Annotated in this window: 21 protein-coding genes; 17 read left to right on the top strand and 4 right to left on the bottom strand. The window is 34.3% G+C overall.

The annotated features are described in order from the left end of the window. Positions 1 to 39: 39 nt before the first annotated feature. On the bottom strand, positions 40 to 777 hold the full coding sequence (locus ACUXEY_RS08565; protein WP_461300466.1) for a polysaccharide deacetylase family protein: 738 nt from the start codon (positions 775 to 777) through the stop codon (positions 40 to 42). A 201-nt stretch (positions 778 to 978) separates the two neighbouring features. Next, entirely contained in the window at positions 979 to 2052 is a 1074-nt protein-coding gene (locus ACUXEY_RS08560) for a glycosyltransferase family 4 protein (protein WP_016718934.1), read from the bottom strand. 590 nt (positions 2053 to 2642) lie between these two features. Between ACUXEY_RS08560 and ACUXEY_RS08555 the strand changes: the two genes are divergently transcribed. Next, entirely contained in the window at positions 2643 to 4013 is a 1371-nt protein-coding gene (locus tag ACUXEY_RS08555) for a UDP-glucose dehydrogenase family protein (RefSeq protein ID WP_461300465.1), read from the top strand. A 74-nt stretch (positions 4014 to 4087) separates the two neighbouring features. After that, positions 4088 to 5203 (top strand): non-hydrolyzing UDP-N-acetylglucosamine 2-epimerase, encoded by a 1116-nt coding sequence (gene wecB / locus ACUXEY_RS08550; protein WP_166702738.1) that lies wholly within the window; start codon positions 4088 to 4090, stop codon positions 5201 to 5203. 39 nt (positions 5204 to 5242) lie between these two features. On the opposite strand, the gene ACUXEY_RS08545 is transcribed toward wecB, so the two are convergent. Continuing rightward, complete coding sequence (locus tag ACUXEY_RS08545) at positions 5243 to 6382, bottom strand: LCP family protein (RefSeq protein WP_461300464.1); 1140 nt, start codon at positions 6380 to 6382, stop codon at positions 5243 to 5245. Positions 6383 to 6456: 74 nt separating this feature from the next. Further along, entirely contained in the window at positions 6457 to 7092 is a 636-nt protein-coding gene (locus ACUXEY_RS08540; protein WP_461300463.1) for a YigZ family protein, read from the bottom strand. A 239-nt stretch (positions 7093 to 7331) separates the two neighbouring features. Between ACUXEY_RS08540 and ACUXEY_RS08535 the strand changes: the two genes are divergently transcribed. From ACUXEY_RS08535 to secA, 15 genes are all read left to right on the top strand, one after another. Continuing rightward, on the top strand, positions 7332 to 8174 hold the full coding sequence (locus tag ACUXEY_RS08535) for a DegV family protein (RefSeq protein ID WP_166702735.1): 843 nt from the start codon (positions 7332 to 7334) through the stop codon (positions 8172 to 8174). A 173-nt stretch (positions 8175 to 8347) separates the two neighbouring features. Continuing rightward, positions 8348 to 8662, top strand: coding sequence for a winged helix-turn-helix transcriptional regulator (locus ACUXEY_RS08530; RefSeq protein ID WP_000400857.1), 315 nt, complete (start codon positions 8348 to 8350; stop codon positions 8660 to 8662). Between the two features lie 147 nt (positions 8663 to 8809). After that, entirely contained in the window at positions 8810 to 10246 is a 1437-nt protein-coding gene (locus ACUXEY_RS08525) for a C40 family peptidase (RefSeq protein WP_461300462.1), read from the top strand. A gap of 125 nt (positions 10247 to 10371) precedes the next feature. Next, positions 10372 to 11721 (top strand): ATP-dependent helicase ComFA, encoded by a 1350-nt coding sequence (gene comFA / locus ACUXEY_RS08520; protein WP_461300461.1) that lies wholly within the window; start codon positions 10372 to 10374, stop codon positions 11719 to 11721. Further along, entirely contained in the window at positions 11721 to 12425 is a 705-nt protein-coding gene (locus ACUXEY_RS08515; protein WP_461300460.1) for a phosphoribosyltransferase family protein, read from the top strand. The genes comFA and ACUXEY_RS08515 overlap by 1 nt, the downstream gene beginning before the upstream one ends. 126 nt (positions 12426 to 12551) lie before the next feature. Continuing rightward, positions 12552 to 12749 carry a cold shock protein CspC gene (gene cspC, locus ACUXEY_RS08510; RefSeq protein ID WP_001990088.1) on the top strand — a complete coding sequence of 66 codons (198 nt, stop codon included), beginning with the start codon at positions 12552 to 12554 and terminating at the stop codon, positions 12747 to 12749. Positions 12750 to 13069: 320 nt separating this feature from the next. Further along, on the top strand, positions 13070 to 13612 hold the full coding sequence (gene hpf, locus ACUXEY_RS08505; protein ID WP_087959291.1) for a ribosome hibernation-promoting factor, HPF/YfiA family: 543 nt from the start codon (positions 13070 to 13072) through the stop codon (positions 13610 to 13612). Positions 13613 to 14025: 413 nt separating this feature from the next. Then, complete coding sequence (locus tag ACUXEY_RS08500; protein WP_461300459.1) at positions 14026 to 14508, top strand: hypothetical protein; 483 nt, start codon at positions 14026 to 14028, stop codon at positions 14506 to 14508. Between the two features lie 117 nt (positions 14509 to 14625). Next, positions 14626 to 15195, top strand: a complete 570-nt coding sequence (locus ACUXEY_RS08495; protein WP_166702730.1) for a hypothetical protein — start codon at positions 14626 to 14628, stop codon at positions 15193 to 15195. A gap of 31 nt (positions 15196 to 15226) precedes the next feature. Further along, a complete protein-coding gene (locus ACUXEY_RS08490) occupies positions 15227 to 16015 on the top strand; it encodes a hypothetical protein (protein ID WP_461300458.1) in 789 nt (262 codons plus the stop codon). Beyond that, positions 16002 to 16697, top strand: a complete 696-nt coding sequence (locus ACUXEY_RS08485) for a hypothetical protein (RefSeq protein ID WP_429602339.1) — start codon at positions 16002 to 16004, stop codon at positions 16695 to 16697. The genes ACUXEY_RS08490 and ACUXEY_RS08485 overlap by 14 nt, the downstream gene beginning before the upstream one ends. 71 nt (positions 16698 to 16768) lie before the next feature. Continuing rightward, complete coding sequence (locus ACUXEY_RS08480) at positions 16769 to 17536, top strand: hypothetical protein (RefSeq protein ID WP_461300531.1); 768 nt, start codon at positions 16769 to 16771, stop codon at positions 17534 to 17536. Between the two features lie 3 nt (positions 17537 to 17539). Continuing rightward, a complete protein-coding gene (locus tag ACUXEY_RS08475) occupies positions 17540 to 18178 on the top strand; it encodes an ABC transporter ATP-binding protein (protein WP_461300457.1) in 639 nt (212 codons plus the stop codon). Between the two features lie 41 nt (positions 18179 to 18219). Beyond that, positions 18220 to 18747, top strand: coding sequence for a hypothetical protein (locus tag ACUXEY_RS08470; protein WP_166702847.1), 528 nt, complete (start codon positions 18220 to 18222; stop codon positions 18745 to 18747). A gap of 452 nt (positions 18748 to 19199) precedes the next feature. After that, positions 19200 to 21707: a preprotein translocase subunit SecA gene (secA, locus tag ACUXEY_RS08465; protein ID WP_461300456.1), complete on the top strand. Its 2508-nt coding sequence runs from the start codon at positions 19200 to 19202 to the stop codon at positions 21705 to 21707. The last annotated feature ends 34 nt before the right edge of the window (positions 21708 to 21741 follow it).

Raw genomic sequence — 21741 nt, 5'->3', positions numbered from 1 at the left:
GAAAAATAAAACAGCTTTAGCACATAGGCACTAAAGCTGTTACAATCTTGTGTCTTTCCAAAAGTTTACTTCAAGGTGGGAAGATGGATTATAGGGAAGAAGTTTGTATCCTTGTGACTGTAAGTAATCAATTACTTGTGGCAGTATTTGTACAGTTACACTCGAATCATGCATTAAAATTACTTCGACTTGTTCATCACTCTGATTACGTACTCTTTCAAGTATGGCAGAAGGATTATCATAGCTTTTCCAGTCGTATGTATCGATTGTCCAATCCCACATTTTATACTGAGCGGATACAAGTGCATCACGGTAATTCTTTTTTAAGTAAGGCATGCTACCGTACGGGACACGAACGAGATGTGTATTTAATTTTGTAACTTGCTGAACGATGTTTTGTGTTTGTTCCATCTCTGTAATTAAAGCAGATGGGTCACCAGTGTAAAGGCGTTTTACATCGTGTGACATACTGTGAAGTCCGATATAATGTCCGTCTTTAATTAATCGTTGCATTGTCTTTTTATAATGTGGCACTTTTCCACCAATAACAAAGAAGGTTGCTTTTCCGTTCTTTTCTTTTAAGATGTTTAAAATTTGCGTAGTATATTTGTTTGGTCCATCATCAAATGTTAAGTACGCGATTTTTTTGGTAGAAGAGGTAGTTTCGGTATTTGGATGATGTTGAGCAGGGGTAATGGTAGTTGCTCCTGCATAAGATGACGCGTACATCGTAATCGTTAAAAATAAAATAATGTATTGGAATACTCGCTTGATCATAACATTCACCCTCAGTTTGACAATCAAAGATGTAAAAAAGAAAATATAATCCTTTTCTTATTATGTATATCTTTCTCCAATAGTGGGACTCTCAAACAAACTATATTTTGGAAATGTAAAATAATGAATAAAAAATAGCATCCTCTTATAAGAAAGAGGATGCTATTTGAATATTTCATAATTGTAAAGGCTATACTACAATTAGTCTTCGCGTTTTTTCACTTTTTTATAAAAGGAAATAAGTGGTTTGTAACGTTCGTGTACAAGCCCGATTACTTCAGCAATAATCTCTGTAAAGAAGATTAAAACGAAAAGAAGAATAATGGATAACCATAATGTTGCACTAGAGAAAATAATTGCATTTACACTAAAGAAAATACCGAATGCGTATATAATTAGTACCGTTTTACGATGAGAGAAGCCCATTGCAAGTAAACGGTGATGTAAATGCGATTTATCTGGTGCTGAAATAGGTTTTTTATTTACGATACGACGAATAATTGCAAATGTCGTATCAAATACAGGTACGCCTAAAATGATAACTGGAACGATAAAGCTGAATAACGTTACACTTTTGTATAACCCAAGTAACGATATAACAGAAATACAGTATCCTAAAAATAGTGCGCCTGTATCTCCCATGAAGATTTTTGCTGGATGGAAGTTGTAGAATAAAAATCCGATTGTACTTGCTAATGTAATTAATGCTAGTGGTAAGATAATAGCAGCTCCAGTGCCCCATGGGCTAGTGAAGGCCATATATGCTAGCGTTGCAAGTACGATAGATGAAATACCAGCAGATAATCCATCTAAGCCGTCAATTAAGTTGATTGCATTTGTAATACCTACAATCCAAAATACTGTAATTGGATAAGCAAGCCATCCAAGTTCAGTATCCCCGAGGATTGGGATGTATAATACTTGCACTAATAATCCACTTTTAACAATCATAATGGCAACTAGTAGTTGTCCACCGAATTTTACCTTCGCAGATAACTCGTACATATCATCTAAAATACCGATGATTACAATGATAATCGCACCTAGCGTTATCGATAACATTCTTTGTTCGTATAAGCCGCCGACAACAAATCCTACAGCTACACCAATAAATATCGCTAACCCGCCAAGACGAGGCATAATCTTTTGGTGTACTTTACGAGCGTTTGGCTTATCCGTTGCTCCTATTTTAAAAGCTAACTTAATAACTAAAGGAGTAACGACGAGTACAGTGATGAAAGATGCCAAAATGGCATAAATCACTTGTGAGTCCATTAATACCCCACCCTTTTATAGTCTAACGTAATTTTTTTAAATATATTTATCTGAAAATTATGATGTTTATTTGCAGGCTCATAACATATGGTATCACAAAAAGATTAGAATTCAATCTTTTTTTCTATTTACGATAAATGGAAGCAGATAGAATATATGACAATTGCATATAGAATGTTGAATCATTTGAGAAGGTTAATCGTATTAGGCTTTGGAATATGACATTTTCTCTTTTTCTTTAATAGTGAATACTTTTATTTCAGTATTATAAGTGTTACACGTAGAAATGAGTAAGTTCCGTGTTAAAATGTGGGAATTTATCCGCATGAACGGGCAGTAAGGTTTCCACCTCAAAATTCAGTTGGAGCAAAGAGGTGAGGTGGGAACCTTAATTCCTGTGAAGTCTCGATTGGTTTAGCTAATAATGAGCGGAAAATAGATGCTCTTTCACTGAATAAAATTTCACTTTATATTGGTGCATTTAATTTTACAAAAACTTAAAAAAGAATGGGAAAAGTAATTCATATAATAAAGAAGTAAAAGAGTTTTCTCATTTTTAATGTGAGAGGGGGAAGCACAGGGAGAATTCTATGTATTCGTATATTTTCTATTGTATATTCCTGTGCGAAAAGGAAATGAAAATTACGATAATAGGTACCGGATATGTTGGATTGATTACAGGAGTAGGGTTGGCGATGTTAGGCCACTCGGTCACATGTTTTGATATAAATGATGAGAAAATTGAACGGATAAAGCAAGGGGATTTACCTATTTATGAAGCTGGTTTATATGAATTAATAAGTGATGCATGTGATAATAATCATTTAACTTTTACAACAAGTAGAGTAAAAGCATTTAATGATGCAGAATTTATATTTATTGCGGTTGGGACGCCATCTTTATTAGATGGGACAGCGGATTTAACATATATTCGAAGTGCTTGTGACGATATTGGAACATATGCGACTAACGATGTCATTGTTGTTACAAAAAGTACGGTTCCTGTAGGGACGAATGATGTTATGAGGGGATGGATTGAGGAGAAATTACAAAATAGATATGAATTACATATCGTATCAAATCCAGAATTTTTACGGGAAGGTTCAGGTATTTACGATTTTTTTCAAGGAGATCGTATTGTAATTGGAGCAGATAATGAGGAAGCAGCACGAAAAGTTGAGAATTTGTATAGTGAATTACGCTTAAAAACATATGTTACAGATATAAAAAGTGCAGAGATGATTAAATATGCATCGAATGCTTTTTTAGCGACAAAAATTAGTTTTATCAATGAAATTTCAAATATTTGTGAGAAGGTAGGAGCAAATATATTGGATGTTGCAAAAGGGATGGGAATGGATAAGAGAATTGGTGCGTCATTTTTAAATGCGGGCATTGGTTATGGGGGATCGTGCTTTCCGAAAGATACGAAAGCACTTGTGCAAATTGCAGGGAATGTGGCGCATGATTTTCGCTTGTTAAAAGCAGTCATTGAAGTGAATAATAAACAACAGTTGTTATTGATTGAGAAAGCGAAGGAAGTAATAAATATGAACAAGAAGCGGATTGCCGTGCTGGGAGCGGCATTTAAACCGAATACGGATGATATAAGAGACGCACCGTCCCTTATTATGATACAAGAATTAATTCATATGGGTGCGGATGTAGTTCTATATGATCCAAAGGCGATTCACAATATGAAAAATATCTTTGGGGAGACTATACAATATAGCGAATGTATAGATGAATCGATTAGAGGAGCGAGTGCGGCTTTTATCATAACAGAATGGGAAGCAATCAGGGCTTATCCGTTAGAAAAGTACGCACAACTTATGAGAGAGCCTATTTTATTCGATGGAAGAAATTGTTATACTATTGAGGGTGTCAAAGAGCAAGGGATAGATTATTATTCGATTGGAAGAGAAAGTATTTGTAAGAGAGACTTTTCCGTTATTCGTTAAAAAGGCATGTATTCATGTATATTCTTATATGTCATAATAGAATTTGTAACTAGTGAAAGAAAAGAGGCAATGAAATGACTGAACGTTTAAAAGTAATGACAATTTTCGGGACACGTCCAGAAGCAATTAAAATGGCACCTCTTGTATTAGAGTTGCAAAAGCATTCAGACAAAATTGAATCGATTGTGACTGTAACGGCGCAACATCGTCAAATGTTAGACCAAGTATTAAGTATCTTTGGAATTACGCCAGATTTCGATTTGAATATTATGAAGGACCGCCAAACTTTAATTGATATTACAACGCGTGGCTTAGAAGGTTTGGATAAAGTAATGAAAGAAGCAAAGCCGGATATTGTACTTGTACATGGTGATACAACGACAACATTTATTGCAAGTTTAGCTGCTTTCTATAATCAAATTCCAGTAGGTCATGTCGAAGCAGGACTTCGTACATGGGATAAGTATTCTCCATACCCAGAAGAGATGAATCGTCAGTTAACAGGTGTAATGGCAGATCTTCATTTCTCACCTACAGCAAAATCAGCAACGAACTTACAGAAAGAAAATAAAGATGAGTCACGCATTTTCATAACAGGAAATACAGCGATTGACGCACTAAAAACGACTGTAAAAGAAACATATAGTCACCCTGTACTAGAGAAACTTGGAAGTGATCGTCTTGTACTTATGACAGCTCACCGTCGTGAAAATTTAGGGGAGCCAATGCGTAACATGTTCCGTGCAATTAAACGTCTTGTTGATAAGCATGAAGACGTACAAGTTGTATATCCTGTTCATATGAACCCTGTTGTTCGTGAAACTGCAAATGATATTTTAGGCGATCATGGCCGCATTCATTTAATTGAGCCGCTAGATGTAATTGATTTCCATAATGTTGCAGCTCGTTCATACTTAATGTTAACTGATTCTGGTGGAGTACAAGAGGAAGCACCATCACTCGGTGTACCGGTTCTTGTTCTTCGTGATACAACAGAGCGCCCAGAAGGTATTGAAGCGGGTACATTAAAATTAGCAGGAACAGACGAAGAGACAATCTTTAGTCTTGCTGATGAATTATTATCAGATAAAGAAGCTCATGATAAGATGTCGAAAGCATCTAACCCATACGGTGATGGCCGTGCATCAGAGCGAATTGTAGAAGCGATTTTACAACACTTTAATAAGTAAATAAAAAAGAGCCAAATCATTTGCGATTTGGCTCTTTTGTTATTGCTGATTTCTCATAATCCACTCTGCATGAGCATTTGTGGATGGAGGAGGTTCAGTTGGTGTTTGGTTCTGATTTTGGTTCTGATTCGTTTCTTTCTTCGCTTTTTCGTTAGAGTTAGCATTTGAAGAAGGATTTGATTCGGTTTTTGTCGTTGAATTGTCTTGCGTGTTTGCTGTTTCTCCTAATTCTTTTTTTATTTCGTTACGTACTGCCTCAATACCGTTTGGATCTGGAAGGAAGTAATAAATACCACCTATTTTTTTGTCTTCTCCTTCAAGTTTGAATGTTTGTATTGTAGAAGGATCAAATCCAGATATTTTATTGTAAAGAGCCAGTCCGTCTGAAATAGGAATGTCAGTTTTTATATATTTTCCAACGACTGCCGTTAAATCTTTAATTTTAAATACGGTAGAGGTGGAATTTAGTTTTTGAGCAACAGCGGCTAGTAGTTGTCTTTGTCTAGCAGCACGACCATAATCGCCATTTGGATCTTGCTTTCGCATACGAACGTAAGCGAGTGCTTCTTCACCATTTAATTCTTGTTGCCCTTGCTTAAATTCGATCTTTTTGTAGTAATCCACGTCTGAACGCTCCCAGAAATCGAAGGGAACATCTACGGTAACGCCGCCAACAGCATCAACAATACCTTTAAAGCCTTGGAAATCAATTTTAAGATAATGGTCTACAGGCACTTTTAGAAAACCTTCGACCGTTTTGATTGCCATTTCTTCTCCGCCATAAGCGTGCGCAGCGTTAATTTTGTCTTCTTTATTCTTTCCGACAATTGGGACGCGACTATCACGAGGGATACTCATAAGCGAAATCTTCTTCGTTTTCGGATTGACTGTTGCAAACATTAATGAATCTGTACGACCGTTTTGACCGTCTGTCGCATAATCTTCTATACCCATAATGAGGATTGTAAAAGGTTCTTTTGTAATTTCTACATCTTCAGTTCTCAAATCCGATTTTTCACGAGTAAAACCACTATACATCCCCATGAGAGAAGAGTAGGAATTTAATATATAAAGTCCTACACTACCAAATAAAAATAAGAAAATAAGGAAGTAGAAAAACTTTCTTCTTCGTTTCTTTTTTATTCTGCTATTTTGGAGATGATAATAACGTTCTTCCATATATAATCTCCTTAGTTCATTTGTAGGGAAGTAATTCCCTACATTAATCTTTAAAGGTGATAATATAGTTATTCTTAGACAACATCTTGTTCTAAGTACAACATATCTCCTTCTGTAATTGTACATTTCCCATTTGTTAATTCAATCATCCAATCTGTGAATGGTTGTTTTCCATCTTCTTCTACATACGTATCAAATGTGACATTTTCGAGATAATGTATATCTTTAATGGCATATTTTGAATTGCGTAATTCATTTTCAATTTTGCCGAGTAATGTGTAATCAATTTCGGTCTGCATAACACGCATTAGTTTTCGCTCGACAACACCGACATGATTAATACCTTCGCTTGTACATTTTCCGTATGCGCGAATTAATCCACCAGCGCCCAGTTTGATGCCACCAAAATAGCGAGTAACGACAACGACGGTATCTTTTAAACCGCGTTTTTTTAGTACCTCTAACATAGGTACGCCAGCTGTACCGCTAGGTTCACCATCATCATTTGCTTTTTGGATTTGATCTTGCTCGCCAATTAAATACGCAGAACAATTATGTGTTGCATTCCAGTTTTGTTTTTTAATTTTTTGTATGAATTCTTGAGCCTCTTCTTCGGTTGTAGCACGACTAATATAACAGATGAATCTTGATTTTTGAATAACAATTTCGTGTTCACCGTAGTCTTTTATTGTTAAATATTGTAATAACACTTATATACGCTCCTATCCATCAAAATGACTAGTACTTTACATTTTAAAAGCGGGCGTTTTTATATTCAAACATTTTTTATAAATAAGTTGAAATTTTTGGTGAGTATTTTACCTTTTTGTTGTAATTTGTCGAGATGATGAGTATAATTTCAAACCCGCATTTTCATGTATGGATGCACCATTTTTAGTTTTCGTGTAAAATTAGGAAATAAAAACTTTTTTATAAGGCAGGTACGCAAATGAAAACAGCTATTGTAACTGATAGTACAGCATATATACCGAAGCATATTCGTGATGAACTCAATATATATATGATTCCATTAAACGTTGTGTTTGGAACGGAATCTTATCAAGAAGAAGCTGAAATTTCAGCAGATGATTTTTATGTAAAAGTGCGTGAGCAAGAAGAACTTCCGAAAACTTCTCAACCAGCAATCGGAAAGTTTGTTGAGCTATATGAAGAATTATCTAAGGATTATGATGCAGTTATTAGCATCCATCTTTCAAGTGGAATTAGTGGTACATATCAAACGTCAACGACAGCTGGACAAATGGTAGAGGGTATTGATGTATATACGTACGACTCTGAGATTAGTTGTGAAGTACAAGGATTCTATGTGCGTGAAGGTGCAAGGCTAGCAAGCGAAGGAAAGGATCCGAAAGAGATTATCGCCCGTTTTGATGAAATGAAGAAAACGATGGACGCTTATTTTGTAGTAGATGATTTACACCATTTACAACGTGGAGGCCGATTAAATAGCGCGCAAGCTTTCATTGGCAGTCTGTTACAAGTAAAGCCGGTTTTATATTTTAGAGATAAAATCATTATTCCGTTTGAAAAGATTCGTACGCGTAAAAAAGCGTTAAAACGAATTGTTGAAATTTTTGATGAGCAAGCAAGTAAAGGGGTACCTATGGAAGCAGTTATCATTCATGCACAACGTGAAGAGGAAGCGAATGAATGGAAGGCTGAATTAGAAGCAAAATATCCTCATGTCACAATCCGCACAGGTTATTTCGGTGCTGTAATTGGAACGCATTTAGGTGAAGGTGCACTAGGTCTTGGATGGTATACGAAGTAATAAAGATATAAAAAGCTCTCTTTCGGAAGAGGGTTTTTTTACGGATATTTTACGTGAATTTGACAAGTTAATATTTGGAAATGGTAAAATGTACGTAAAATAAAATAATGAGGAAAGTTTTATAACTTACTTTTTACAAGAGACTATATTATAATAGAAGAGAGGTGAAACATATGGAGCATAATTCTTGTTTATGTCCAAAGTTTGAGTCAGCTTTTACTTTGCTTAGTAAAAAATGGACTGGCTTAATTATTAAATCTTTGCTTGAAGAGTCAAAGCGTTTTAGAGAAATCGCAGATATTATACCGAATATGAGCGATCGTATGTTGTCAGAGCGTTTGAAGGAATTGGAGAGCGAAGGCATTGTAGTTCGTAATGTTTATCCAGAAGTACCAGTTCGAATCGAGTACGGCTTAACTGACAAAGGGAAAGCATTAGAAAGTGTTATGGATGAAGTCCAAAATTGGGCTGAAAAATGGATGAAATAACGCTTGGATTGCATTCGTATTAGTATATTTAATAAAACGTAAGGGAAACCTTACGTTTTTTTCTTTGCTTATAAAAAACGTTTAAAATTCTACACATACATACAAAAATATGCATATTTTGCGATAGTGTTACATATAATATTACATTTGTTTTACAAAAGCGTAACATTAGCAAAAAAAATCCCGAATTATGGTATAAATTTTATAGGTTATATACGGAAAAAGAAAAAAGAAAGCGGTGTAAAAAATAAAATGAAAAAGCTAAAAATGGCATCTTGCGCATTAGTTGCAGGGTTAATGTTTTCAGGACTAACACCAAATGTATTTGCAGAAGATAAAATTGCTGACGTGAAATCACAAATTAATACACAAAATGATACTTTACATAAACAACAACAAGAACGTGATGAATTACAAAAACAAATGAACGACTTAAACAAAACAATTCAAGGTTTAGATAAATCTGTTCAAGAAAATGCTTCAAAGCTTGATGAAACAACGAAAAAAGTTGCTGATACTGAGCAATTAATCGAAAAGAAAAATAAAGATATTGCAGAACTACAAACGAAAATTGCAAAACGTGAAGAGTTATTAAGAAAACGTTTAGTTGCACTTCAAGAACAACCAAACACAAACGTTGTAACAGAAGTTCTTGTAAACTCTAAAAATATTGCAGATTTAGTTGATCGTTTAAATTCAGTTTCTAAAATTCTTGAGTCTGACGAAGACATCATGAAAACACAACAAGAAGATCAAGCGAACGTGAAAAAAGATGTTGAAACGGTAAAAACAAAACAAAAAGAATTAAAAGAAGCACAAGCTCAAATTGAAACTGCTAAAAAAGAACTTGACGCTGAAAAAGCGAAAAAAGCAACTGCAGTAAACGATTTAAGTGGTAAAATGGATACAGTTGTAACTTCAATGACAAGTACGGAAGATCAATTGAAGGAGCTTGAACAACAGGCATTAAAATTACAACAAATTGCTGAAAAAGAAGCACAAGAAAAAGCTGCACAAGAAGTTGCTGCTCAAAAGCAGGCAGAGCAAGCAGCTCAAGCAGCAGCTCAGCCAGCACAGGCTCCAGCTCAACCAGCACAAACACAGGCAGAGCCAGCAGCAACAGCAAACAATGATGGACAAGATAAAAAAGAAGAGCCTAAGAAAAAAGAAGAGAAAAAAGCAACACCAGCTCCATCAGTACCAGCAAACAATGGCACTGATGGCGGCAGACAAGATGTTGTTTCAAAAGCTAAAGGTTTAGTAGGTCTGAAATACGTATGGGGTAGTGCGTCAATTTCAAATGGTGGATTTGACTGCAGTGGTTTAATCTCTTATGTTTACGGTTTAGGTCGTCAAGATACTAGAGGTTTATGGAACTCTGTACAAAAGATTAGCGCCTCTGAAGCAAAACCAGGAGATCTTATCTTCTTACAAGGTACTTATAGAGCAGGCGTATCTCACGTTGGTATTTATATTGGTGGCGGTCAAATGATCCATGCTGCTGATGAATCAACGGGTGTTACTTACGGTAGTGTAAATAGTTCTTATAACCAAAAACATTTCTTAGGTTACGGTAGATTATAGAATTATAATTGAATAAAAAACGTGTATAAAGTCGATAGCTTACTATTTTATAAGTAGGTTATCGGCTTTTTTGAGTTTTTACGAGATTATGAGAAAGGTTTATAGTAGTGCTGGAGGTGGTGTGAATGCTTGCTGGAAAACAGTTGCTATTAGAAGAACTCTCTTCAGATTTAAGGAGAGAATTAAGTGATTTGAAAAAGAAGGGAGAGGTCGTATGTGTACAAGGCATAATAAAGAAGGTTTCTAAATATATATGTCAGCGCTGCGGAAATATAGAGCAGCGATTATTTGCATCATTTTTATGTAAAAGGTGCAGTAAAAGATGCACGTATTGCCGGAAGTGCATCACGATGGGGAGAGTTAGTGAATGTACTGTACTCGTTCGTGGGATTCAGGAAAGAAAGGAAGAAAGAGAGTTAAATCAGTTGCAGTGGAAAGGGGTTTTGTCTACCGGTCAGGAGTTGGCGGCGCAAGGTGTTATAGAAGCTATTAAGCAGAAAGAATCTTTCTTTATTTGGGCTGTATGCGGAGCTGGAAAAACAGAAATGTTATTTTACGGTATTGCAGAGGCACTTCAAAAAGGAGAAAGAGTTTGTATCGCAACGCCAAGAACAGACGTTGTACTGGAATTAGCACCGAGATTACAAGAAGTGTTTCCTAATATAAATGTAGCTGCTTTATACGGAGGGAGTGCAGATCGTGAAAAAGATGCAGCGTTAGTCGTTGCAACGACGCATCAATTGTTACGTTATTATAGAGCGTTTCATGTCATGATTGTAGATGAGATTGATGCCTTCCCGTATCATGCGGATCAAATGTTACAGTATGCAGTGAAACAAGCGATGAAAGAGAAAGCGGCACGTATTTATTTAACAGCAACTCCTGATGAAAAGTGGAAGCGTAATTTCAGAAAGGGGAAACAAAAAGGTGTCATTGTCTCAGGAAGATACCATCGTCATCCGTTACCAGTTCCTCTATTTAGCTGGTGCGGAAATTGGAAGAAAAGCCTTCATCATAAAAAAATTCCTCGAGTGTTACTACAATGGTTAAAAATGTACGTAAACAAAAAACATCCTATTTTTTTATTTGTTCCTCATGTGCGATATATAGAAGAAATAAGTCAGTTATTGAAAGGATTGGATAATAGAATCGATGGTGTACATGCAGAAGATTCGATGAGAAAAGAAAAAGTAGCAGCGTTCAGAAAGGGAGAAATTCCGTTATTAGTTACAACGACAATTTTAGAAAGGGGAGTAACTGTGAAGAACCTACAAGTGGCGGTGCTAGGGGCAGAAGAAGAAATTTTTTCAGAGAGCGCGCTCGTACAAATTGCAGGCCGAGCGGGTCGTAGTTTTGAAGAGCCATATGGCGAGGTTATGTATTTTCATTACGGTAAGACAGAGTCGATAGTACGCGCGAAAAAACACATTCAAAGTATGAACAAAAATGCGAAGGAACAAGGGTTGATCGATTAATGCATTGTTTGCTTTGTGATGAGTATATGTTGGAAACAGTTAGTTGGTACACCTTCTTTGTAAAGTCCCATAAAAAATATGTATGTAATAGATGTGAGCGGAAACTTTCCTATATTATAGGAGAGATTTGCATAGAGTGTGGGCGACCTTTAGAGGACTTGCCTTCCGAATATAAAGAAAATGATATTTGTGTGGATTGCGTAAGGTGGATAAATGAGGATAAGTATCGTCCTTTTAAAAATCGTTCTTTGTACGTGTACGATGATGAGATGAAAGAAATAGTAACACAGTTTAAGTTTCGAGGAGATGCGGAGTTAGTTCATGTTTTTCATCAATCCTTTCGAGAGCTATTTCAAAAGTATTTTACGAACGTTTCAACTGTTATTGCTGTTCCGCTTAGTAGGGAACGGCAATATGAACGTGGTTTTAATCAGGCAGAGTTATTAGCAACTTGTTTACCTGTCAACATTTCGTATCCATCATTAAGAAGAAGGGAAACAGAAAAGCAAAGTAAGAAGACGCGTAAAGAAAGGCTTTCGGGAAGTAATCCTTTTTATTTTCAAGGAGAAGAGATGTTTCATGGTCAACACATCTTACTCGTGGATGATGTATACACGACAGGAATTACAGTGAGACAAATTGGAAGTCTTTTATACAATAGAGGAGCAAGAGAAGTTTCTAGTTTGACGCTCTGTAGAAGTTGATCTATAACTGTCGAAAGAGATAATAAAAAGACGATAAGTCTTCTTTGACTTCGTAAGTTGTCATTCGTTATAGTCAAATTATGGGGCAAATGCCCTGATTTTTAGAGTGAAGGGAATGGAATGAACATGCAAGGAAGAGTGAAATGGTTCAATGCAGAAAAGGGATTTGGGTTTATTGAGCGTGAAGACGGTGATGATGTGTTTGTTCATTTTTCTGCGATTCAACAAGATGGTTATAAGTCATTAGAAGAAGGGCAACAAGTTGAGTTTGACATTGTAGATGGCGCACGTGGACCACAAGCAGCTAATGTTGTGAAACTGTAGGAATATTGTTTTTGGGAAGAGAAAGCTGCGTTTGTGGCAACGTTATATATATGGTAGAACCTCTTGTTTTTTGCAAGGGGTTTTTGTTATGAATAGAGTTGTCAAAAAGTTGTTTCTTTTCTGTAACGAATTGTCCACAGTTATATTCGTTATTCACGATGTTAATAGGATAAAATAAAGATAGAAACGATGCATCTTTTCATTTCAACAAAAAACGATAAAAAAATCACAATTCCACTAATTTTTTTAAAAAAGTTAGAAGGAGTTTTTAAGCCAGTGTCGAAATTATAGTACATAGGCTTGAAAGGAGGAATTCATCTATGAAATTCAACATTCGTGGTGAAAATATTGAAGTAACTCCAGCATTAAAGGAATATGTAGAGAAAAAACTAGGTAAGTTAGAGCGTTATTTTGATACATTCCCAGAGATTAAAGTTAATTTAAAAGTATACTCTGACAAGCAACGTGTCGAGGTAACAATTCCATTTACTGATTTATTACTTCGTGCAGAAGAAACTAATAGCGATATGTACGCTGCTATCGATTTAGTAGTTGATAAACTTGAGCGACAAATTCGTAAACATAAAACAAAAGTAAATCGTAAGTTACGTGAGAAAGGTTCTATGAAAACGAACTTTATCCTTCCAGAAGCAGTAGCTGTTCTGGATGAGGTAGAAGAGGATGAACTAGAACTTGTACGTACAAAACGATTTGATTTAAAACCGATGGACGTTGAAGAAGCAATCCTACAAATGGATATGCTAGGACATAATTTCTTCGTCTTCACAAATGCTGATACAAATGAAACTAACGTTGTATATGGCCGTAAAGATGGGAAATATGGTTTAATCGAAACTAAATAATAATTCAAAAGCGCAGCCGAAATGGCTGCGCTTTTTTTATATTTTTACTTTTCGCAGCAAGGTTAAAAAGCTTTGTAAGTAGCCCATTTCATTAAGAAGTGATTTTTAGACTGTGTTTCCTCAAAACGGCATGAGAAAATAAAAAACTTGGAAAGGCGAGTTACTCTTTATGATTTGGAACAGGCATAGGTAAGTAGTTATCGCTATAAGTATTTCTTTGCTAGGAGTGTATTATTATTTTTGTTAATTTGGCAAAATGTTTACAATTATAAATTTAATATTAAGTATTCTGAAACATGTTGAAGGTGTGTCGAGGTGTTGATATCATAAAATTGCATTATAAGGATTTAGTTTGTTTCTTCAGTGAAAAAATAAAATCAATATAATGCTACAAATTATCGGAGGTGCTTTTAGTGAGTAGTAAGAAAAAAAGTCGTTTTATGTTTGGGTCTGTTTTATGTTTAGGTATTTTAGCTAGTACTTTTGCTTTAACCGAACCAGCTAAGGCTGATACAAGGGATGATCATGTAGAATTTACCTTTAGGCTTTGGAGTGCATATGATTTTACTAACGCACGTCCTAAAGAGACACCTACTTCTATGTATATGCGTGTGAAGAGTAGTGAGAAGGGCGGAGGTTCTTTTAACGTTTGGACAGAAGCGGATAAAAATAAAAATGGAGATAAGAGAGATTGGGTAAATGTTTCAGGTGAGTCAGGTAAGCATGAAGGAACGGTGCGACCAGGTAAAACGTATCTTTTCCAAAATTACGCATATGAAAACTATGGAAAAAATGTACCTGTGAGATTTGGTGGTTATTCTAGAGAAAATAATGCTTATCCTACTGCTTGGAGTCCTGATAGTGTAAGACCTGGTGGACCTTACACTGAATATTGATTTAGAAATTATAAATTGAAATTATTTATTGTGTAACGTTAGAAAAAGTCGTCTAGTTCTTAATCTGGATTATACGATTTTTTCTGCTATTTCATTTTTCAAATAGGAGGAGCTGCAATGAAGCTTATTTCAAAATATATTTTATTCTGTTGTTTTATATTGATTATTTGTTTATTAGCTTCTTGCCATAAAAAAGTAGATGAACCTATTGTAAATATTGAAGATACTTTAACCGAAAAAGATAATTTGAAAAGTATTCAGTTGAAAGAAATTAATAAAAATACTGTTTTTGAACAAGTATTTTTGGGAAATGAAACTGGTGATGATTTCTTTCAAGGGCAAATAGATAGAAATGATATTGCAATAAAAGATAATCTTTCAAATAAAAAAATAAAGTCAGGAGTTATACCGGAAAATTATTATGTGTTTTTAACAGGTGTTACGAATAAGAAAAAACCAACGTATCTTTTGGGGCGGATTGAACAAACTGATGGAAAAGTAATTGAGTGGAAACAAGAAGTTAAGAGTGTAAAAAGAAAAGATACAAATGATGTTTATCAGTATGAAGTTGAGTTTCCTAAATTTGAAGGAGAGAGAGCGAATGTTTCTTTTCGTTACATCTGGTTAAATAAAGAAAATAAATGTTACGGTGTTGCGGATCAATTGTTCATATTAAAAAAGGTTTAAATTTAATTAATGGTTTATGGAGGAGCTGTAGATGAGTTACTTTTTAGAAAGGGTTTTAAAAGGTAGGATGTTTTGGTTATCTTTATTTATTATGTTAGTAATTGTCATTGCTCAATATATTTCTATGCTAGTAACAACGAAAGGATTTAATGATGCTGGGGTTATAGAGGTATCTCCATATTTATCTAACATTTTACATTTTAATAGATTGCCGTTTTATAGTGAATTTTATGTACTTATATTTCCGATGATTTCTGCAATGGCTGTAGCAGGAATTTATAGAATTGATAAAAATTATGGATTTATTTATTCTGTTATTTCTAAGATGGGAACGCGTCATTATTTTAGATTACTTTATTTTATTAATTTTATTGTATCTTTTTTTATTATAAGTGCCCCTTTACTATTTAATTTTTATTTATATGCGATGACTTATCCAACAGTTGCTCCGCATCCGATATTAAATTATATGGCTGCCACTGTTTCACCAATAGCTCAATTTAATACGGTTTATTATGAGTATCCTACTTTATATTTTCTTATGTATGTATTTTTAAATGGTTTATACGGTGCGGTTTTTTCAAGTTTAGCTTTATCAGTTTCGTTTTTTATAAAACGAATTTATTTTATTTATTTAGTTCCACTCATCTTACATATTGTTTGGCTTGGTATTGGAAAGGGGATTCTCAATCCTAAAGATTATTTAATTAAAGATCTTGGTTTTTTTGAATTACAAATTTTTCTTAGTGTACTGTTATGTATTTGGTTTTGTTCTGTAGTTCTTTATTTACGGGGGAGTAGGAAGCATGTTCTTTTATAATGTAATGAAAGAAACTATAAGGATGAAATATATTTGGTTCAGTATTCTCTTTTTACTTAATGTTAGTATCATTGTTTGCCTGTTCAATTATTTTGAACATGGAATTGTAAAAGAAAAAATGAATGAATTGGAAACTTTGTATAAGGTTATGTCTTTTTATAATTTATCGACTATATTTATTCCTTTGACCATCGTTTTTTCTGTATATTCTATGTCGAATTTTTTTAGTGTTTATGTAGTTTACCGAGTGAATAATGCATTGAAATTAGTTTCTATATATTATTTGAAACTATTCGTTTTCGTTTGTTTTTTCGCTGGGAGTATGATTTTACAGTTATTTTTGATGTCAAATATGATGGCTGTAAATAGTATTTCTGTGAATTATCCATTATTATTTTGCGTTCAATTATTTGCGACTATTTTTATATGTATGATAAGTGCTTTGTTGCAATTATTTTTACCTAGTTTACTTGTAATAATATGTATGATCACTGCCGTTTTACTAGATAGATTTATGTTACATGGATTTTTATTTACAAATGTTTTTTATATAAATGTGTTTGAAGATGCGACTGGTTTATTTATACGCTTATTTGGATGTTTTTCTATCTTTTTTATAAGTGTATGGATTGTATCTAAAAAAAATTATATTTCTATGAATGATGAAACAGAGGTGATCTAGTTTACATTATGATTTTATATCATTTGTTAAAAAGAGATTTACATGTAAGGTTTAGAGATTCCATCAAGATAATGGCTTTTTTATTCTTAATTTACGCTATGATTATAGTTACTTTTTTATACAATCAGTCTCTTATTAATGGTAAAGAAACTGTATTAGTAGATGTTACCTTTTATCGATTTTTTCATGGAGTAGACTTTGTGGATTTATCTTATTTTTATAAGGAGGGGCGGTTTTCTATTCCTTTTTATTGGATATTCTTTCAAATTACTCCTTTGTTGCTAGTAGGGAAGTTTGCTTTTTCAGATATTCAACAAAATGGTGTTTATTTATTTCCTCGTGTTAAGAAGAAGCATTTTCTTTGGTTAACGAAAATACTATCTTTGTTTTTTTACATAATTAGTATTTGGATTGTTATGTATTTGATTTGGTTTACTGTTTATTATTTGCTTACTTTTGGCGAGCATTCTTTTTCAAATGTATATAGTCAATTTTCTTATAGGATAGTAGGTACTATGCTAATTCAAATAATTATAAGCTTTTTATTAGCTTTAATTTTTGAGTTTTTAACGCTTTATATACCAATAACTATTGTTTTTATACTGATGTTGATGTACCTATTTTTGTCTATTTTCTTTCATAGTATTTATTTTTTAGGATCTTTTGTTATGCCAAATCGTTGGTATTTTGTTGATCACAGTTCAATTCAATTGACTTTAGGTAATAATCAATCTATTCAATGGCATGAGTTATTTTTAATAGGAGTAGTAATTGTTGTTGTTGTAATGATTTTGTTAGGTAGTTTTTGTTTAAAAAAACTAGATGTGATAGGTGAATAATTTATGGACAATTATATTAAATGTGAATGTATGACGAAAAGATTAAAAGGAAATATTGTGTTAGATAATATTAGTTTGTCAGTAAAAAAAGGAGAGTTTTTAGTTTTGAAGGGGCATAATGGTTCTGGTAAAACGATGATTTTACGCGCTATATCAGGATTAATGCGCTTGAATTCTGGAGCTGTTTATATAGATAATGAAATGATTGGAAAACAAAAGCAATTCCCTGATTCTATGGGGATATTGATTGAATATCCAAGTTTTATTCCAGGGTATACTGGTTTTCAAAACTTGAAATTTTTATCATCAATTAACAATAAAATTTCTGATGAGGAAATTTATAATATTATTCAAAGAGTTGGGCTTGATAAAACAGATAAGAAAAAGTATAAAAGATACTCTTTAGGTATGAAACAACGTTTAGGGATAGCGCAAGCTTTAATGGAACAACCAAAATTATTGTTATTAGATGAGCCTACTAATGCTTTAGATAGTGATGGGATAAAAGATGTTTTGGATATTTTGAAAGAAGAAAAATCTAAAGGAACGACTATTATTGTAGCCAGTCATGATGTGCATGTTCTAGATAATGAAATAGTAGATCGTATTGTACATGTTAATAATGGAAAGTTGGTAGATTAAGAGTGACAAGAAAACATATCTTAATAATTATTGGGTTGTGTGTGTTGCTATGTATATTTGCTAGTTTTTTTAGATTTAAAACATTAAATCAAAATAATGAATCTTATAAAGTGGTAAACGATGAGTTTTTATCTAATAGAACTTTTGAAGATGGACAAGGAGTTACGTTTCATGCACTTGATCCTCTGGATCCTACAAAAGTTTATGATCCTTATGAAGACCGAGAAGTAGTGACGTATGTTTTACCTTTAGATATTACAAATACAACGAATCGGGATATTAATTTGCTTAGTAATCAGTCTATTTCCAATACAATGTTTTATTCTAAAATAGGCGAGTTTTATAATGTAATCCCTTATTCAATAGAATTACCTAAAAAATATCAGTTTGATCCTGTAATACCTGCTGGTAAAACAGTGCGGGGATATATAGGGACAAATTATTTTATAGGAGATGACCTTTATAAAAATTATAAAAACTTTTCAAATGAATCAACTAAAGTGAAATTCATTTCTTTTATGAAGGATAAGAAAGGGAAATATCATGAATTAGAAATACCAATAAATTAATGTATGATTGATACAGATATATTTTAAGTGTGCTTTTTGGGTGCCGTGGTTGAGTAGATTTTGCAACATAACATTATCTTTTAAAGTCGGAGGTTTTGCGCAGGTGTAAGTATCCATGGATGCTGCACCGACGAAATCTTCGACTTTTTGTAATTATCGATTTAGATTTAATACGAAATTTGTAACGTGAACTTGAAATAACGAGACAGAGAAAAGAAACGTAACACATGAAATGAAAACTTTTTCTGAATATAAGGCCTGACATTCGGCCGATTGTTGTCATAGTTATAAGACAAGTGTTACAATTATCATTAGGTATATACATTTTAGTTTTTTTAATTAGGAGAAAAATTGGCATAACATACATTTGATTTTATAACGACTGATTGTAATAGAGAAAAAGAAAAAACAATCGGAAGTTTTATTTTAATAAAAAGAGGAGCGTATTTCCTATGATCGGTATTTTAAAAAAGGTGTTTGATGTAAATCAACGCCAAATTAAACGTATGCAGAAGACAGTTGAGCAAATTGATGCATTAGAGCCATCTATTAAGCCATTAACTGATGAACAATTAAAAGGGAAGACGCTTGAATTTAAAGAACGTCTAACAAAAGGTGAGACAGTAGATGATCTACTACCTGAAGCTTTTGCGGTTGTTCGTGAAGCTGCGACTCGTGTTCTCGGAATGCGTCCGTATGGCGTACAGTTAATGGGTGGTATTGCCTTACATGAAGGGAATATCTCTGAGATGAAAACGGGTGAAGGTAAAACGTTAACATCTACATTACCTGTATATTTAAATGCTTTAACAGGAAAAGGTGTTCACGTTGTTACAGTCAATGAATACTTAGCACAACGTGATGCGAGCGAAATGGGACAACTTCATGAGTTCCTAGGCTTAACAGTAGGAATTAACTTAAACAGTATGTCACGTGAAGAAAAACAAGAAGCTTATGCTGCTGATATTACGTATAGCACAAATAATGAGCTTGGATTCGATTACTTACGTGACAACATGGTTTTATATAAAGAGCAGTGCGTTCAACGTCCACTTCACTTTGCTATTATCGATGAGGTCGATTCTATCTTAGTCGATGAAGCACGTACGCCGCTTATTATTTCTGGACAAGCTCAAAAATCAACAGAGCTATACATGTTTGCAAATGCATTCGTTCGTACGTTAGAAAATGAAAAAGAATATTCATTTGATGTAAAGACAAAAAATGTAATGTTAACAGAAGATGGTATTACGAAAGCGGAGAAAGCTTTCCACATTGAAAACTTATTCGATTTAAAACATGTAGCACTTCTTCACCATATTAATCAGGCACTTCGTGCACACGTTGTTATGCACCGTGATACAGATTATGTTGTACAAGAAGGCGAAATCGTAATTGTAGACCAATTTACTGGTCGTCTTATGAAAGGTCGTCGTTATAGCGAAGGTTTACACCAAGCTATCGAGGCAAAAGAAGGCGTAGAAATTCAAAATGAAAGTATGACGCTTGCGACAATTACATTCCAGAACTACTTCCGTATGTACGAAAAGTTATCTGGTATGACTGGTACAGCGAAAACAGAGGAAGAGGAATTCCGTAACATTTATAATATGAACGTTATCGTAATTCCAACAAACAAACCGATTGTTCGTGATGACCGTGCTGATTTAATCTTCAAATCAATGGAAGGTAAATTTAATGCTGTTGTTGAGGATATTGTAAATCGTCATAAACAAGGACAACCTGTTCTTGTTGGTACAGTTGCGATTGAAACGTCAGAGCTTATTTCAAAAATGTTAACGCGTAAAGGCGTACGTCATAACATCTTAAACGCGAAAAACCATGCGCGTGAAGCAGATATCATTGCAGAAGCTGGTATTAAAGGTGCTGTAACGATTGCGACGAACATGGCGGGTCGTGGTACGGATATTAAGCTTGGAGACGATATTAAAAGCATTGGTTTAGCAGTTATCGGTACAGAGCGTCATGAAAGTCGTCGTATTGATAATCAGTTACGTGGTCGTGCTGGTCGTCAAGGAGACCCTGGTGTTACGCAGTTCTACTTATCAATGGAAGATGAACTAATGCGCCGCTTCGGTTCTGACAATATGAAAGCAATGATGGACCGCCTTGGTATGGATGATTCTCAGCCAATCGAAAGTAAAATGGTTTCTCGTGCAGTAGAATCTGCGCAAAAACGTGTAGAAGGAAATAACTATGATGCACGTAAGCAGTTACTACAATACGACGATGTACTTCGTCAGCAACGTGAAGTTATTTACAAACAGCGTCAAGAGGTAATGGAGTCTGAGAACTTACGCGGTATTATTGAAGGTATGATGAAATCTACAGTAGAGCGTGCGGTTGCACTTCATACACAAGAGGAAATCGAAGAAGATTGGAACATTAAAGGTCTTGTTGACTACTTAAATACAAACCTTCTGCAAGAAGGAGATGTAAAAGAAGAAGAATTACGTCGCCTTGCTCCAGAGGAAATGAGCGAGCCAATTATCGCGAAATTAATAGAGCGTTACAACGACAAAGAAAAGCTTATGCCAGAAGAGCAAATGCGTGAGTTCGAAAAGGTTGTTGTATTCCGTGTTGTAGATACGAAATGGACAGAGCATATTGATGCGATGGATCACCTTCGTGAAGGTATTCATTTACGTGCTTACGGTCAAATTGATCCACTCCGTGAGTATCAAATGGAAGGATTCGCAATGTTCGAATCAATGATTGCTTCTATTGAAGAAGAAATTTCTCGTTACATTATGAAAGCTGAAATTGAACAAAACCTAGAGCGTCAAGAAGTTGTTCAAGGTGAAGCTGTTCACCCATCTAGCGATGGCGAAGAAGCGAAGAAAAAGCCAGTTGTAAAAGGTGACCAGGTAGGCCGCAACGATGTATGTAAATGTGGTAGCGGCAAAAAATATAAAAACTGCTGTGGTATTGGGAAGTAATACAGGTCGGTAGCCTAGGCTACTTTACAATGTA

The sequence above is a fragment of the Bacillus sp. F9_6S_D1_P_5 genome, assembly GCF_054823925.1.
This window is presented reverse-complemented; position numbering and strand designations above follow the sequence as displayed.